Source organism: Paenibacillus faecalis (assembly GCF_900289175.1).
Taxonomy (GTDB): domain Bacteria; phylum Bacillota; class Bacilli; order Paenibacillales; family Paenibacillaceae; genus Paenibacillus_AQ; species Paenibacillus_AQ faecalis.
In genome coordinates, this window is record NZ_LT985747.1 from 1,683,895 (window position 1) to 1,701,181 (window position 17,287).

General features: G+C 49.4%; 11 protein-coding genes. 3 read left to right on the top strand and 8 right to left on the bottom strand.

Features of this window, described 5'->3' with window-relative positions; all coding sequences use genetic code 11:
• Window positions 1-26: 26 nt before the first annotated feature.
• From C8268_RS08225 to C8268_RS08240, 4 genes are all read right to left on the bottom strand, one after another.
• On the bottom strand, window positions 27-2,540 hold the full coding sequence (locus C8268_RS08225) for a U32 family peptidase (RefSeq protein ID WP_106767215.1): 2,514 nt from the start codon (window positions 2,538-2,540) through the stop codon (window positions 27-29).
• 287 nt (window positions 2,541-2,827) lie between these two features.
• Window positions 2,828-4,765 carry a stalk domain-containing protein gene (locus tag C8268_RS08230; protein ID WP_106767216.1) on the bottom strand — a complete coding sequence of 646 codons (1,938 nt, stop codon included), beginning with the start codon at window positions 4,763-4,765 and terminating at the stop codon, window positions 2,828-2,830.
• The gene (locus C8268_RS08235; RefSeq protein WP_106767217.1) at window positions 4,762-5,859 is read right to left on the bottom strand and encodes a S1C family serine protease; all 1,098 of its coding nucleotides are present in this window, start codon (window positions 5,857-5,859) and stop codon (window positions 4,762-4,764) included. Before C8268_RS08235 ends, C8268_RS08230 begins: the two co-directional genes overlap by 4 nt.
• Window positions 5,860-6,074: 215 nt before the next feature.
• Complete coding sequence (locus tag C8268_RS08240) at window positions 6,075-6,290, bottom strand: DUF2759 family protein (protein ID WP_106767218.1); 216 nt, start codon at window positions 6,288-6,290, stop codon at window positions 6,075-6,077.
• Between the two features lie 381 nt (window positions 6,291-6,671).
• Between C8268_RS08240 and C8268_RS08245 the strand changes: the two genes are divergently transcribed.
• A complete protein-coding gene (locus C8268_RS08245; protein WP_106767219.1) occupies window positions 6,672-8,300 on the top strand; it encodes a nitrite/sulfite reductase in 1,629 nt (542 codons plus the stop codon).
• A 131-nt stretch (window positions 8,301-8,431) separates the two neighbouring features.
• Here C8268_RS08245 and uvrA read toward each other — a convergent pair whose 3' ends face one another.
• Together uvrA and uvrB are read right to left on the bottom strand one after the other, a co-directional pair.
• Window positions 8,432-11,317, bottom strand: a complete 2,886-nt coding sequence (uvrA, locus tag C8268_RS08250) for an excinuclease ABC subunit UvrA (protein ID WP_106767220.1) — start codon at window positions 11,315-11,317, stop codon at window positions 8,432-8,434.
• Window positions 11,318-11,451: 134 nt separating this feature from the next.
• Window positions 11,452-13,443 (bottom strand): excinuclease ABC subunit UvrB, encoded by a 1,992-nt coding sequence (uvrB, locus tag C8268_RS08255; protein ID WP_106767221.1) that lies wholly within the window; start codon window positions 13,441-13,443, stop codon window positions 11,452-11,454.
• A 201-nt stretch (window positions 13,444-13,644) separates the two neighbouring features.
• Between uvrB and C8268_RS08260 the strand changes: the two genes are divergently transcribed.
• Window positions 13,645-14,442 (top strand): flagellar motor protein, encoded by a 798-nt coding sequence (locus tag C8268_RS08260; protein ID WP_106767222.1) that lies wholly within the window; start codon window positions 13,645-13,647, stop codon window positions 14,440-14,442.
• Window positions 14,426-15,208, top strand: coding sequence for an OmpA/MotB family protein (locus C8268_RS08265; RefSeq protein WP_106767223.1), 783 nt, complete (start codon window positions 14,426-14,428; stop codon window positions 15,206-15,208). The genes C8268_RS08260 and C8268_RS08265 overlap by 17 nt, the downstream gene beginning before the upstream one ends.
• A gap of 132 nt (window positions 15,209-15,340) precedes the next feature.
• On the opposite strand, the gene C8268_RS08270 is transcribed toward C8268_RS08265, so the two are convergent.
• Window positions 15,341-15,748 carry a hypothetical protein gene (locus C8268_RS08270; RefSeq protein ID WP_106767224.1) on the bottom strand — a complete coding sequence of 136 codons (408 nt, stop codon included), beginning with the start codon at window positions 15,746-15,748 and terminating at the stop codon, window positions 15,341-15,343.
• A gap of 184 nt (window positions 15,749-15,932) precedes the next feature.
• Window positions 15,933-17,252, bottom strand: coding sequence for a PDZ domain-containing protein (locus C8268_RS08275; protein WP_106767225.1), 1,320 nt, complete (start codon window positions 17,250-17,252; stop codon window positions 15,933-15,935).
• Between the last annotated feature and the right edge of the window lie 35 nt (window positions 17,253-17,287).

Below are 17,287 nucleotides of genomic sequence, written 5' to 3' on the forward strand. Positions count from 1 at the left end.
TCATGAATAGCCGTCTTGCCTTATCTTTACTTCACCAGCTGCCCGCGCGTCACACCAAGCTGGTTGGTCGCCTTCAGCTTCTTCCACACCTGTGTACCGCTGATCTCACCGCGAAGCGCACGATGATAGAGGTCGATCACCTCATGCACCTGTTCCGGCGTCTCCTCCAGAAATTCCACACGATAGCTTGCAACTCCAAGCTCCATGAAATTAGCCAAATATTCCGCACCGGACTGCTCGATGGCGTTATATACCGTGTTGCGGCAGCCTTCATCCACGCGAACAGGGTGGGACATGCCGATTCGATCCCGAAGGGAAGCGCGGTGCTCCTCACACGGGCGACCACAATTCCTATAATCAGTTCCTTCACTAAGGAACGTACAGTACACACAGTGCTCGGTATGAAACATCGGCAAATGCTGGTGGATCACGATCTCCAGCTTGGACGTATCCGCTCTGCCAAGCAAGTCGACCATCTGCTGGATGTTCAGGTCATACGACGGTGTAACCAGGCTGCATCCGGCTTCGATGAACAAGTCCACCGCTTTATGGTTGGCGATGTTCAGCGAAAAATCGCCGATCAGGCGCGGATGCTCCTTGTCTGGGTTCTCCATCCGGTGACGCAGGTAGAAATACAGCGCACCGGTGTTGCGCACAAGCACGGCGTCCGGCTTAAGGCGCAAAATGTTGTTATGATAGCCGTTCTCGCCCGGCATATGAATGCGCGGTGTAGCCAGCGCGATCTGCTTGCCTGCGGCGTGTACGGCTTCCACCGCTGCCGGGAACTGCTTGATAAACTCGAAGTCGGCGTATATCATCTCCACGCCGGCTTCCAGCGCAGCCTGCACCTGCGGCAGGCTGCGGCACAGCGCGGTAAGCTGCGCTTCACCGCGCATAACAGGCGCTGCTGGCTTCGCCGCATCGCCGTAAACCGACACCGCCCGTTTCACATATACGGGCGGCTTCGGACGCTCGCCAGCGAGCAGCTCCACCGCACGGCGGCGGATGCTGTTCAGCTCGCGCATCGGCACGATGACGTCTCCGTGCAACTCGACGTCAATCTGCTCCAGCTGGAACACCGTTCCGCCAAGACGGCCAATTTGCTCCTCAAGGAGCTCGCGATTCATCGGCCGTTTCTTGGCAATCTCCAGTTCCAGCTCCGAATCCACCTGGACCGTCGTGCCTTTCTGCACATCGGTCCACCAGGTCGAGAGCGGCTGCCCGGGACGGCCGCTCACCCGCACATGTACCGGGAATACCCGGTACGGCTTGTCCGTCTCGTACGTTTGGCGCAGACGTTTATCGAGCGCCGGATCATTCGTCTTCCAAATCCGGTCGCCGATTTTCACCTTGCGCAGGTCCACATCGCTGCGGCCTGGCACAATGTCCACGATCCAGCCCTCTTGCGCGTCAACATCCAGCTTCACACCTTTACGACGAACATCGTACACCCGGCCGCCTTCTTCCTTCTTCGTCGGATCACCAGCGTCAAACACAATGCCATCGCCACGCTTGAGCGGCGCTTCCAGCTTACACACTACACCGTCGCGAATAATTTTCTCGACTCGGCCCAGGTACACACCACGGCTTTTCGGAAACGTGCCGTCCACCAGCTTCTTATTGTTCGTCCCTTCCAGAAAACCGTGCGTGAAACCGCGGGAAAAACTCTGCTGCAGCTCCCGAATCTCTTCCTTGCCCGGCTTCGAATCATCTCCGTCAAAATATCGATCAATCGCCGTCCGATATTTGCCGACCACATTCGCTACATATTCCGGGCTTTTCAGACGTCCTTCGATTTTAAAGGACGTCACGCCCGCCTCAATCAGCTCCGGCATAAGATCGATCGCCGCCAAATCCTTAGGAGACAGCAGGTAAGCTACATCGCCCATCGGCTTTTGCTCGCCGTCAACGATAAGATCATACGGCAAGCGGCATGCTTGTGCGCATTCTCCGCGGTTTGCCGATCGCCCGCCCCACATCTCAGAGGTCAGGCACTGACCGGAATAAGAGACACACAGAGCCCCGTGCACAAATACTTCCATAGGAAGCTTCGCCTGTTCACCGATTTTTTGAATCTGTTTCAAATTATTTTCACGACCGAGCACGACCCGCTCCATATGAAAAGGCTTCGTAAACTCCACTGCTTCCGGTGATGTAATCGTCATCTGCGTCGAGCCATGAATCGGGAAATCCGGAGAAATCTCGCGGATCATCTTCACCAAACCGAGATCCTGTACAATGACAGCATCTACCCCCGCATCAATACAGGCATCGATAAGTTCCTTCGCATCCTCCAGCTCATTCTCGAACACCAGAATATTAAACGTCAAAAATCCCTTCACGCCATAGCTATGCAGGAACTCCATAATCTCCGGCAGCTCGTCCATCCGAAAATTGTTGGCGCGTGCCCGAGCGTTAAACTTCTCTACCCCGAAAAAAATCGCGTCCGCACCGTTAGCTACGGCAGCCCGCATACAGTCCCAATCGCCCGCGGGAGCCAGCAGCTCCACATCTTCTCTTCGCAACCCTTTTATATTCATGTATATCCTCCCAAACCAGCAAGCGTTAGCCGGTTACTGTAAATATGTTAAAACTTTCTGAAAACATGGATATCCATCATCAACAGCTGCTCGGTCCAGCTTGATCCAACTGCCTTGGAGAGCTGTCGATTTTTTGACTTAACCAGTTTAACAAATTGGCGAAGATACTAAAAGCTTTTCTATGGAATGTCTCTTTTATATAGTGAAGAAGAAAAAAATCACCCCCGAAACAAGAAAAAGTTCTCATTTACGAGGGCATTTTTAATTTGTATTTTGATGGATGACGCTTATTTCGTCAGTTCAAACGAAGCCAGCGCCTTCTCGATGGCTTGTTTCTGCGCATCTGTTGCGTTCGCATCATTCAGCACCGTAGAGATCGTATAGGTAACACCGCCGCTTTCAAAAACAATCTGATTGGACGAATATGATATCCCGTCCCTAACCCGGTGCGACTTGAACGATACCGCCGGAACCCCGGCAAACGTTATGTTGTCTGTTCCGAGCAGTTTCACTTCACTGCTACCCGAAGCCGCTTCCTTATAATATTGTTTCAGTCCACTGATTACGTAATCCGCCTCTATCTCTCGATCCGCCATGATCTCGAAGCTTCCTCCAACGAATCCGTATTCTACCTTAGAGGACTCAAAGCGATCATTGATCGCCGTCCAATAGCGTGGAATCGCGACATGGTAATTGTAAGCAGCCGAGCTCTTGACGGTTACCTTCGATTTATCCGTTAAATGATCTTCTTCACCGATTCGGCCAAAGTTCGCCGGAACCACATCATAATCAATATGAAGTGAGTTCAGCACATCTTCCCATGCTCTGCCGGTCTCTTCTTGACCCTCTGGCACGACATATTCCAGGTAATAACGATAGCCGTTCTTTTGCAGCAAAATCTCGTATTCTCTCGTCCATCCATCGCCAAAGTTATAGCGAGCCTCCAGCATTAGACCTTTGACATCAGATATCGTTACCGGAGTGACTCCAACAATTTCATAAGATTCGGACACAAAGGCTTCTTCGAACCACCCCTTGATCTGATCAACCCAGCCGTTCAGTGTACCGGATATCCCCTTGGGCGCAGAGGTTACACGGATGGATAGATATCCTTTCTCCTCGTCACCATAATACATCTCCTGATGGTTGACCTGCCAATCTGCCGGAACACCAACCGCAATCCCGTAATCCGGGTTCATCACACGCCGCAGCCCATTTTCAATCGATGACAGATCTTTCAGATTTTTATCCCCGGCATGAAATGAAGGCTTAAAGGAATTGAGCAATCCGGCATGTTTGTCCAAATCTTTATAGTGCGCAGCTGACGTATCGGCAAAATAAATGTTGTACACTTTATCGTTCGCATAGTATCCCCGGATTTCCCACAATACGCTTTCCGCATCACGTGATACAATCCGTGCATATGGCGTTGCCGCTTCTGTCACAACGGTCTGGTCCAAAACGATATCTCCTTGAAGTCTGGCCTCCTTCACCAGCTTGTGCAGAAGATCTTCGCTGTTCAGCTTCACCTGCTGGGGGGTAGCATGAACCTCTAAATAATAACGCCCAGTCGCATCAGCAAATACCGCTACACTCTCATTGTCCGAGCCCCCTCCGATGATCATACCTGAAGGGTAATTCATGCTCCATTCGTAATAGCTGTCGCCAATCCGCGTCTTGCTTACAGCGGCATCAATATCGATATCGGTCTCATTCTTCACCTTCTCATCTTTATCAACTACATCCATGCTGACACTTAGCTTGCCGTTATTCCCCTTATGAATTTTGGCTCCAATGCCTTCTGCCACAGGGCGAAGCGGAACCATAAGCGTTCCAGACACCATCTGGGGCTGAACCGGAAGCTTGATCTTCTTCCCATTCACCCAAGCGGTCGTACTGCCGATGGACATCACTACAGCATGCGGCCCATGGAGAACCCGTACCCGACTATTGCCTTCCAGCTTGATCTGGCTGCCGAATGCCTTTTTGAACACCCCGACCGGAACCATGACCGTTCCTTTCTTGATGATCGGCTTGGCGCTGTAATAGAGCTTGCCGTTAACATCAGCTAGACTGCTTCCATTTTCCAAGGTAAGCACCCGTTTTTCTGTCGAGTCGCTCCACACTGGCAGCGATATCGAAGCGCTAAGTACGAAAGCAGCTAGAAACGCAGCGGATGTACGCCATATTTTGTGATGAATAACCGTGTTCTTCCCCTTCATCATTCCTGCTCCTCCCCTGCCTTCTCTACTGCAGCATCTTCTACCCAGGTATCCCTGACAAGTGTAAGTTTGCGATTAACGATATCCCCGTCGTTCTGCATCAGCACATTTACCTTCGCCCCCGGCATGTATGACTTCAACAATTCATTGATATCCACTAACGAATACACCCTTGTCCCATTGATCGAATATAGCAGGTCATCTACCTTGATGCCCGCCCTCATGGCCTGAGGAGACAGCACCTTGGTGACTGTCAGCGGTTCATCACTGGGAAGACCGACGATGGAAGACCAGCTTTCCTCCAATTCGAGCCCCAGCCCTGCCCGCTTCACTTCACCATATTTCAGCAGATGAGTAACGACATGGCGTACCGTTTCCGCTGGAATGGAAAACCCCATATTCTCGATCTGCACGTCAGAAAATTTCATACTATTTATGCCGATGACTTCACCCTTTAGATTAAAGAGCGGTCCGCCACTATTTCCTGGATTGATCGCTGTGTCCGTCTGAATCAATCGGTACGCGCTGTCCACCTTCCGATCCAGGCCGCTGACCACACCGGCAGTTGCGGAATTGCGAAGCGTGAAAAAAATAGGCGTGCCGATCGCAACAACCTTCTCCCCTACCCGAGTGGATTGACTACTCTTGGCAAACTTGGCTGGCGTCAGTGATTTGGCGTTGATTTTGACCAATGCGATGTCACTGACAGGATCGCTTAAAACTTTTTTGGCTTTATATGTTTTTCCACTAGCCGTAACCACCGTAATCCCGGTTAATCCGTCAACCACATGCGCGTTCGTAATAATCCAGCCGTCGGATGTATAGATCACCCCGGTTCCATGAGACAGATTGTAGCGGTCTTCTCCGCTTTGTTCGCTTCCTACGGACGTCTTGCCGATGATTCCTACAACGGATGGCGATACTTTCTGAATCAGCTGTGGAACCAAATCCTGCTTATATGTATTCTTGACACTCCCCTTAGCACTGCCAGCGGGCTTCGCCTCTGCCATGTTTACCGACATGGACGATACCCCCAAGCTTAATACTAGCGTAAGACTCAGCAGCATTGCTGAAGCCTTCTTCCCCGAATGATTCATTTCCTCACCTGTTCCTCTCCACACGTCAGCCTTTCTTTGGCTCATGTCTTTTTAATGTAGCACAGAAGTATAATCCCTCAATTGCTCTGAAACCTGACCTCCCCCCTAATATTTTCCTTGCATCATGCATACTTTCCTTCTTGTTCACGCAAACAGGCAAAAAAAAGACGCCTCACTGAGTCCCAGCGAAAGCGTCTTTTATGTATGTTGTTCGTTTACTGACTGGAGCTAAACCAATTCATAATCATCGCATAATCCGAGTAAAGAAAAACGAGCAGACTGACAATACCGAAGGCAATGGCGAATTTATTCTTCTGGCGGGCAGTGATCAAGCGGACTACACCGATAAAAATCAAGATCGTAAACAAAATCATAAAAATATCAAACGTCTTAAAATTGGAACCGGTTGCCGCTGCTGCTGCAAGGAACATAAGCGTACCTCCTCGTGATTTCTCGGGCATTTTTTTACATATCTTCCTCTATGTTACCCGCGCCTAGTTTCGGATGCAAGCCCTTTATCTCAAAAAAAGTAAAAAAAGTTATTATTTCTTCGCTATATGATCCTGAAATGCATATAATTTGTGACTTTTATCCTTGTAAGGCATCAGAAATACTTATGCTCTTTTGCAGGTTTGACTTATATTTATCGAAGAAGTGTCTCTTTTTTATTTTCATATTTTATAAATAAATCCATTTTCTTGTTTACGAATATTGGGATGTGTGATAATATCATTTTCAATATCATACTATTCGAATCGGAATTAAATATTTTATGTCCTAAACCAAAAATAATGCAGGAGGCGTTTATTCCCATGGCTTATGAACCGATTTGGCTCGCTAACTCCGACAAACTGAATAAATTTGAATTTTTGAAGCTTGAAAAGGACGGATTGGATGTTATCCGAACCATTATTGAAAAATATGCTGTCGAAGGCTTTGATTCCATTCCCGCCGATGATATGGACCGGTTTAAATGGGCCGGCGTCTACCAGCAAAAACCGAAAAAGGGACATTTCATGATGCGCGTGCGGATCAACACGGGAATTATGACCACCGATCAGGCTCGTGCCTTGGCTGATATCGCCAAGCTATACGGTCGGGATTTAGTGGATGTCACGACACGTCAGGCCATCCAGTTTCACTGGCTTACCGTGGAAAGTCTGCCGGATATTTTTCAAAGGCTCGAGGATGTCGGCCTGTACTCTTACGAAGCATGCGGGGATTGCCCCCGTACTATTGTCGGGAACCCTTTGGCGGGCATTGATCCGCATGAGTTGATGGATACCACCGATCTGGTGGAGGAAATCAATAATTTTTTTCTCATGAACCGAGATTTTTCCAACCTGCCGCGAAAATATAAAATTTCCATTTCCTCAAACATCTTTAACAACGCCAACGCTGAAATTAACGACCTGGCGCTCACCCCGGCGGTGAAGCTGATCGATGGCGAAGAAGTGATCGGATTTCACGCGATGGTAGGCGGCGGCCTTTCCGCCAAACCTCATTTGGCTCAGCCGCTCGATATTTTTATTCGCCCGGAGGATGCGCTGAAGGTTGCCGTCGGAATAACTACAATCTTCCGTGATTACGGCTACCGGGAGAAGCGCCACCATGCCCGCCTCAAATTTCTCGTCGCCGATTGGGGGCCAGACAAGTTTAAAGAAAAACTGATTGAGCTGGTTGGCGAGCTGCCTTCGCGCGGAGAAGACAAAACGGTTGGCTGGCAAGCCGCCTACTTTGACGGGGTTCACCCTCAGCGGCAAAAAGGACTCAACTATGTCGGATTGAATGTTCCCGTAGGTCGTCTGAATGCCGATGAGCTCGTGCAGCTTGCAGAACTAGCCGACTCTTATGGAGATGGAAAAATCCGTACAACGATGTCGCAAAACATCATCCTGAGCGGAGTGCCGGATCATCAGGTGGAAAAGCTGCTGCAGGCTCCTGTGCTTCAGCGGCTTACCCCGGAACCGAAACATTTCATGAGCCGAACGGTTTCCTGCACCGGCAACGAGTTTTGCAACCTCGCAGTCGTTGAGACTAAAAAACGTGCAAAAATCGTGGCAGAATATCTTGATGAGCATGTTGAACTCGATGAAAAGGTGCGCATTCACTTTATCGGCTGCCCGAACTCCTGCGGCCAAAAGCATATCGCAGATATCGGTCTGCAAGGTTCTTTGATCAGAACGCCCAATGGCATGGTGGACGCCTTCGATATCGCGGTTGGCGGTTCGCTTGGACCGGGTGCCCAGCTAAATAAGGCGCTGAAGGGCCGGGTCAAAGGCGATCATGTAGGCCCCGTCCTTGCACAGTTACTGCTGTTCTACAAAGAAAACCGCCTGTCGCAGGAGGAAAGCTTTTTTGAATACGTGCAGCGTGTCGGTGTACCGGCATTTCAGGAGAAACTGACCGAGATTCTTGCCTCAGAAGCGGTCGCTTTATAAACATCTTGTACTTGCTGTGAAAAAGAAAAGAACCGAAGCCCTTGCTATCATAGGCTTCGGTTCTTTGATGTTAATAGAGTGCTTTTCAGCTCTGTATGATCACTCGTCACACATCGCTTCTTAGCTTAAGCTTACTTCGCTGCTGACTCCTCTTTCACCACTTCTTCTTGATTCAAGCTTTTCGTTCGCTGCGTATCCCGCTCCAGAACCGGCTTCAAGTAGCGGCCCGTATAAGATTCCGGGACCTGTACAATCTGCTCCGGTGTCCCGGTAGCAATAATGGTACCGCCACCGCTGCCACCTTCTGGACCCAGGTCGATCAAATAGTCCGCCGTCTTGATCACATCCAGATTATGCTCGATGACGAGGACCGTTTCACCGGAGTCCACCAGTCGATGCAGTACGGTGAGCAAACGGTCGATATCATCCACATGCAAACCTGTTGTCGGCTCATCCAGAATATACATCGTTTTGCCTGTGCTGCGGCGATACAGCTCAGAGGCAAGCTTCACCCGCTGGGCTTCACCGCCGGACAGCGTCGTTGCCGGCTGACCCAATTTAATGTAACCAAGCCCCACATCCATCAACGTCTGCAGCTTCCGGTGAATCCTTGGAATGTTAATGAAAAACTCCGTCGCATCTTCCACGGTCATCTCCAGCACATCGGAAATACTCTTTCCTTTGTACTTCACTTCCAGCGTTTCGCGGTTGTACCGTTTTCCTTTACATACTTCACACGGCACATAAATATCCGGCAGGAAATGCATCTCAATCTTAATGATTCCGTCACCGCGGCAGGCTTCGCAGCGGCCACCCTTGACGTTAAAACTGAAGCGTCCTTTCTTATAGCCGCGAATCTTCGCTTCGTTCGTCTGGGAGAAAATATCGCGAATGTCATCGAACACCCCGGTATAGGTTGCCGGGTTGGAGCGCGGCGTCCGTCCAATCGGAGACTGGTCAATGTCAATCACCTTGTCGATATGTTCCAGACCGCGCATTTCCCGATACTGCCCCGGACGAACCCGCGCCTTGTTCAAGTCACGCGCCAGTGTTTTGTACAAAATTTCATTCACAAGTGTCGATTTGCCAGAGCCGGACACACCCGTAACAACGCTAAAGACACCGATCGGAATTTTGACATTAATATTTTTCAGGTTATTCTCCTTCGCTCCCCGGATATCGAGCCAGCGGTTATCCGTCTTACGTCGCTTGCTGTTCACCGGAATGAACTTGCGTCCGCTCAAATACTGCCCTGTCAAGGAGTTCTCGTCTTCCATGATCTCTTTCGGAGTGCCTTGCGCAATAATTTGACCGCCATGAATCCCCGCACCCGGACCGATGTCAATGATGTAATCAGCCGCCATCATCGTATCCTCGTCATGCTCTACAACGATCAGCGTGTTGCCGAGATCACGCATATGCTCCAGCGTTGAGATCAGACGATCATTATCCCGTTGATGCAAACCGATGCTTGGCTCATCCAAAATATACAGCACACCCATCAGGCTTGAGCCGATCTGGGTAGCAAGCCGTATACGCTGGGCTTCCCCGCCCGACAGCGTACCGGCTGAACGACTCAGTGTTAAATAATCCAAACCAACGTTAACCAAAAAGCCCAGGCGACTGTTAATCTCTTTCAGAATCAAATTCGCTATTTGCTGCTCTTTCGGAGAGAGCTTCAGGTTTTCAAAGAAATTTCTTGCTTCCCCGATCGACAGACTTGTAGCATACGCCATATTCTGATCATTAATTGTTACAGCCAGACTCTCCTTGCGAAGACGATGCCCCTTGCACACATCACAAGGCTTGTTGCTCATGTATCCTTCAATATATTCACGAATCCCTTCGGAATTCGTATCCCGATAACGACGTTCCAGATTCGGAATAATCCCCTCAAACGTAACAAACGCTTCCTTGCGCTGCCCAAAATCATTTTCATACTTGAAATGCACCTTCTGATTGCCCGTTCCGTACAACAATTTATCCATCTGATCTGGACTTAGCTCGCTTACCGGAACATCCTGCGGAATGTTGTAGTGCTCACACACAGATCGAAGAAACTGCGGATAGTAATTGGATGTTCCCCCAGCCCATGCTTGGAAAGCCCCCTCTTCAATACTTTTACTCGTATCCGGGATAAGCAGGTCAGGGTCTACGATCATCTCCACACCCAAGCCGTCACAATCAGGACATGCCCCGAACGGTGTATTAAAAGAAAACATCCGCGGAGACAGCTCTTCCATACTGAACCCGCAAACCGGGCAGGCAAAATTGGAGCTGAACCGCAGCTCCTCTTGGCCGATAATATCTACCAGAAGCTGTCCTCCCGACAAATTCAGCGCCGTCTCGATTGAATCCGCCAAACGGGCTTCAACGTCAGGCTTGACCACAATTCGGTCAACGACAACTTCGATCGTATGCTTCTTGTTCTTCTCCAGCTCAATCGTTTCCGAAAGGTCCCGCAGCTCACCATCCACCCGCACACGTACGAAGCCCTGCTTCGCAATGTCAGCAAGCAAATTCTTGTGTTCACCTTTCCGGCCGGAAACAAGCGGAGCCAGAATTTGCAAACGCGTCTTCTCGGGATATTGCATAATACGATCCACCATTTGCTCTACCGTCTGGGACGTAATCTCAATACCATGCTCCGGACAATGAGGGTGGCCTATGCGGGCAAACAGCAACCGGAGATAATCATAAATTTCCGTAACGGTTCCTACTGTGGAACGAGGGTTACGGCTTGTCGTCTTCTGGTCAATCGATATGGCTGGAGACAGTCCATCGATGGAATCGACATCGGGCTTCTCCATCTGTCCTAAAAACTGACGGGCATACGCGGACAGTGATTCCACATAACGGCGTTGCCCTTCCGCATAAATCGTATCAAACGCAAGCGATGATTTACCTGAACCACTCAATCCTGTCAACACAACAAAGCGGTCTCTCGGAATCGTTACGTCGACATTCTTCAAATTATGGGCACGCGCACCCTTGATTACAATATTCTCACTTGCCAAAAGATATCATCTCCTCACTGCTTACTCAGCCAAACTATAATTTCTTCTTATATCCCTACAAAGAGAACGACCATTCGGCCGTTCTCTTGCATTTGTTCCATCATTTCAGGGCATTTCATACATTCGAGAGCGAATTATTCAGCCTTTAGCTCCAGGAGCGCATCGCGAAGCTCTGCAGCACGTTCAAACTGAAGATTCTTCGCAGCTTCTTTCATTTCCGCCTCCAACCGCTCAATGACCGATTGACGCTCCTTCTTGGACATCTTGCCGGCATTGCCTGCCAGGTAGTCCGCCTTGCTCTCGGCTACCTTCGTCGCCTCGATGACATCACGCACCTTCTTGCGGATCGTTTGCGGCGTAATGCCATGCTTCTCGTTGTGCGCAACCTGAACACTCCGGCGACGCTCCGTTTCCTTAATCGCCCTGTCCATGGAATCGGTAATCTTGTCAGCATACATAATTACCCGGCCATCCGCGTTCCGGGCCGCCCGGCCAATCGTCTGGATAAGCGAGCGGTCGGACCGAAGAAAGCCTTCCTTGTCAGCGTCCAATATGGCAACCAAAGATACCTCGGGAAGATCAAGGCCTTCCCGCAGCAGGTTAATACCGACAAGCACATGAAATGTACCGAGCCGAAGATCTCTCAATATTTGCATCCGCTCGAATGTTTTAATATCGGAGTGCAAATAACGAACCTTGATTCCAATCTCTTTCAAGTAATCGGTCAAATCCTCGGCCATCTTCTTCGTAAGCGTAGTAACAAGCACCCGCTCATCGCGCTCTATCCGTTCATGAACTTCGTGGATCAAGTCGTCGATCTGGCCTTCTGTCGGCCTTACATCGATCAGCGGATCAAGAAGTCCGGTCGGACGTATAATTTGCTCTACCATGGTGTCGCAGTGCTCCAGCTCATACGGCCCTGGTGTTGCAGAAACATATATAATCTGGTTGATTTTCGATTCGAATTCTTCAAACATCAACGGCCGATTGTCGAGTGCTGACGGAAGACGAAATCCATGCTCCACCAGAACGGTTTTACGAGCGCGGTCACCGTTATACATCGCCCGAATCTGCGGTAATGTTACGTGAGACTCGTCCACAACGATCAACATATCGTCAGGGAAGTAATCCAATAGTGTATACGGCGTTGCCCCCCGCTCCCGAAACGTCAGCGGTCCGGAATAGTTCTCGATCCCGGAACAGAACCCGACTTCCTGCATCATCTCAATATCATAACGCGTACGCTGTTCCAACCGCTGCGCCTCCAGCAGCTTGCCCTCAGAACGCAGTGCAGCGAGCCGCTCTTCCAGCTCTCGCTCGATATTAACAAGCGCAGCTTTCATCGTCTCCTCACGGGTAACGAAGTGAGATGCCGGAAAGATCGCAACGTGTTCGCGTTCGCCGATCAGCTCGCCCGTCAGAACGTCGATCTCGGTAATTCGCTCAATCTCGTCACCGAACAGCTCCACACGAACGGCGTGCTCCCCTTTCGAAGCCGGGAAGATTTCAATAACGTCACCACGCACGCGGAACGTACCACGTACGAAATTGATATCGTTACGCTGATATTGAATATCAACAAGCCGCGACAAAATCTGATTGCGCGGCTTTTCCATACCTACCCGAAGCGAGAGCAGCATCTCTCCATACTCCTGCGGCGAACCCAAACCATATATACAGGACACACTTGCCACAATAATAACGTCCCGCCGCTCGAATAACGAGCTCGTAGCAGAGTGCCGCAGTTTATCAATCTCTTCATTAATGCTTGAATCCTTCTCAATGTACGTATCCGAAGAAGGAATATACGCTTCCGGCTGATAGTAATCATAGTAGCTCACAAAATAATCAACCGAGTTGTTTGGAAAAAATTCCTTAAACTCGCTTGCCAGCTGTGCGGCAAGCGTCTTGTTATGCGCAATGACCAGCGTAGGACGGTTTAACTTGGCGATGGTCTGCGCGATTGTAAACGTCTTTCCTGTCCCGGTAGCACCGAGCAGCGTCTGGTGCTTCTTACCTTTCTTTACCCCTTCAACCAATTCGGCAATCGCCTTGGGCTGATCACCCTGAGGCTGAAATTCCGACTTAAGTTCAAAGGATTTCGTACTGACAACGATATCACTCATTTGTCCAAAATCACCCTTATCGTCTAGAATAGGTATATTAAAGGTTTTGTCGAATGGTCCCGATAATATATAAAGGGAAACTCTTCCCTGAACATCCAGTAAATAAGAATACTTGTTCCCCTACTATTATACTCTGTTCGTTTTTTCTATGCAAACACTATGATAAACCATTTTATATAAATAAGGAGATGATTTAATTCTATGGATTTAACTACCGCGATCGGGATTATAGCAGGACTTATAGCGCTGGTGGGAGGTTTCTTATGGGAAGGCGGTAATCTGAGCGGGCTGCTGCAAGGCGCCGCCGCGCTAATTGTATTTGGCGGCACCATTGCCGCGGTCATTATCAGCTTCCCTGGGTCCCGGCTGCGCAAAATTCCAGAGGGCCTCAAAGTCGCCTTTGGCCGCCGCACCCATTCCACTGAAGACCTCATTGAAGATATTGTCAGCATGGCATCCATCGCTCGCAGACAGGGGGTACTTGCCCTGGAACAGATTTCCTCCGATCACCCGGACCCTTTTTTGCGAGAAGGGATGCAGCTGGTTGTTGACGGTACGGATGCCGAGCTCGTCCAGCAAATTCTTGAGCTTGAGATTCAGGCCGCAGAACTCCAAAACGAAAACCATGCCAAAATATTCGAATCCGCTGGCGGCTACGCTCCAACGATGGGAATTATCGGTACAGTCATGGGCCTGATCCACGTTCTCGGCAGCCTTCAAGATCCGACCCGGCTCGGTCCATCTATTGCCGTTGCTTTTACGGCCACACTGTATGGTGTTGCAAGTGCCAATATTATCTTTCTTCCCATTGCGTCCAAAATTAAAGCACGCGGTGAAGAAGAAATTCAAAAAATGGAGCTGCTCCTTGAAGGCGTTCTGGCAGTACAAAACGGGGAACATCCGTTTCTCGTACGCAAAAAGCTGGCTACCTATGCTTCCACCCGTTTCTCTCTGATACCGGAAGCAAAGGGGAGGGAGGCTTATGAGACAGCCGATTAGAAGAAGACGACGCAAGCGAAGCGCTCAAGGTGACCAACGGGACCGTTGGATGATTACATATGCCGATCTGATCACCCTTCTGCTGATCTTTTTTGTCGTCATGTATGCGATGAGTTCACCAAATACAGAAAAGTACAAGCTTGTCAGCGATTCGCTGCAATCCACTTTTCAGAGCGGAGATTCCATCCTAGAGATGGGCTCTGGCTTGACGGGTACGCAAGACACCGAGAGACACAAAAATCCCCCGGCAGACTCTATGGGAGAAAACGAGCCATTGAGCGAAAGAGAGCTTGCGTTCAGAAAGCAGGAAGAAGAACTGACGGAATTTATGAATATCATTGAGCAATATGTGAAGGATAATAAACTTGAAAACGATATTTTCATTTCGGATGAGCCTCAAGGCATAGCGATTACGCTCAGCGACCGTTTCTTGTTCGATCCCGGTCAAGCCGATCTGAAACAAGGCGCTGCTCCGGTGCTCGGCAAGCTAGCCAGCCTGTTCCGTGATCTCAATATGACCGTCAGCATCGAGGGGCATACCGACAACGTGCCCGCCGGGCCTTACTACAAGGACAATTGGGAGCTTTCCGGTGCTCGCGCCATGTCGGTGCTCCGTTATTTTATTGAGGTAAGCAAGCTGAGTCCCGACATATTTCAATATGCAGGGTATGCCGACACCCGCCCAGCCGCCGATAACAGCACCCCTGAAGGACGGCAGAAAAACCGCCGAGTCGAAATTACGGTGCTCCGACAGCTGCAGCAGTAATCTTTTCGAGTGACCGCAGCAATACAGTATCGGAGACAAGGATTTCTTTTCTCTGATAAAACCGAAAGAAGTAACCCAACCAGGCCATCAACCTGTAGCGGGTTACTTCTTTTTTTCGTGCACGGAAAGCGATCAGGAAAGCTCGCCTTGCTCCTCCTGCTCCGTTTTGTTAAATAAGGAAACGATAGAAAACAGAATAAAGGATGCGATGAGAATGCCCCAGGTTAAATCCTTGGTGTAAAAATAGAGCAAGCCGCAGATCAACAGTCCGCTGACGTTAAAAATAACGAGTTTCTTGGCAGAACGGTTCCCGACCATCCTGGATATGAAAAACTGAAACAGACTTATCAAGATATGAAGCAAATAAAACGCCAGAAACAAAAAGGTTACATCCGCAAAACCGACCGGATCACCTAAATATGCCGTTTCTTCTTTAAGAAGAGAAGCATCTACATTGGCAACAATATAGCTGTACACTACACTAAGTAAAATAGAGGGCACACTAATATTAAAAAAAAGCTCCCTGGCTAACTTATTCATATAATTCTCCTTCCTGGCAACTTGAATGCAAGGTATATGATCAGCTTATTACAATAAGTAATAAACTGCAAAAAAAAGAAACGCCTTTATCCCCCATTCACCCGGGAAAAGTGCGTTTCTTCAAGAAATATTCATATTTTATAGACGAAACGCAACCATTTATCACTGCATAAGTCCGGACACTCTATATTTCAAGCGTTTCCGAATTGCTCGGGGCTGTGCCGGCTGGTTCGTCTTTCATCTTGTTTATTATATTCAGCTTCATGCCAAGCAGAGCGAACACAGTGAGCGGCTTTCTCTTCGCCGCCAGATGATCATCCGGATCAGGGGCAACGATCGCTCCGAGCTGATGGTGATCACCCGCATAAATCGCACGCTGCATAAATTTGCTCTCCCCTTGGTGGTTTAGAACTTCCAGCTTGCAAAACGCCGGGTTCTGACGGAGGGCAACATGCAGTTGGTCTTTGGTATGCACCATGGTTCCATTCGCTTTAAGGATCGTCTCACCTGCCAAGATGCCCATCTCCTCAGCGGGGCTTCCCGGGAGCACCGTCAGCACACGTAGACCTTTGGGCGGATGCACAAAAACAGGGCTGCGCTGAGATTCTTCGTATTGACTGTACCAGGTCAGTCCTTCATGCAAAATCCATGCTGCTAGAGCGGCAACAATCATAAGCGGAAACCACCATTCAGCAAGCAAACTTAATATAAGCAGCACCGAACTGTAAATAACCAGTCTCTTCGATGTAATGGCAGCCTTTTGCTTCGGAAGCATGCTATGCGTCATTTCGCCAAAGCCGATCAAAACAGGAAGCACCATAATACTGAATCCGCCGCTCCAGACCCCTTCTGCGCCAAAAAACGGTGTCCAGGGCAATGTTATGCTGCCGCCCGAAGCCGGTATGAGCAAGAATAGGGGCAGCGGCCAGAAACTTCGCATGTTATAACCGCCAACCAGCTTTCCTCGTTTCCCTTCCAGAAACAGAGGCGATGAAAACTTCGTGCCCTGCAAAACAAGGAGCGCCGCTTCAGCAAAATGAAGCACAGCCGCCAGTGCAAGCAAAGACGGGATATCGAGGCTGTTGATCGCAGCTTGCGCGCTTCCCAAAACACCTTCAGGCTGCCAATGTGGAAACCAGCTTAATACGAATTGAACGATGCCGAGCACAGCGATGGAATATGCAAAGCATAGAAATCTTATCCGGAACAACATAAGCACTAGTGCAGTGACCCATATACAAATGACGCCGGCCAAGGTCAAAGTTGTACCGAGAAAAGCCATAACGATCGAAACAGCAGTCCCGGCAACAAGACCTCCAAGAAATGTCCTCCATGTCTGAATTCCCCAACCGTTCACACGTACGTGAAACAGCTTTCGTTCCATCATCACTTGCCTGCGGTACAAAAGCGCAATGAAAACGATAGAAATATAATAAAACGGCTGTATTAACAGCTGTAATCCTGCATCCAACCCAAGCCACAACAACTCTTTGGCTGTTTCCAAAAACTCGCCACACTCCTTTCTTCAAGGCTTCTAAT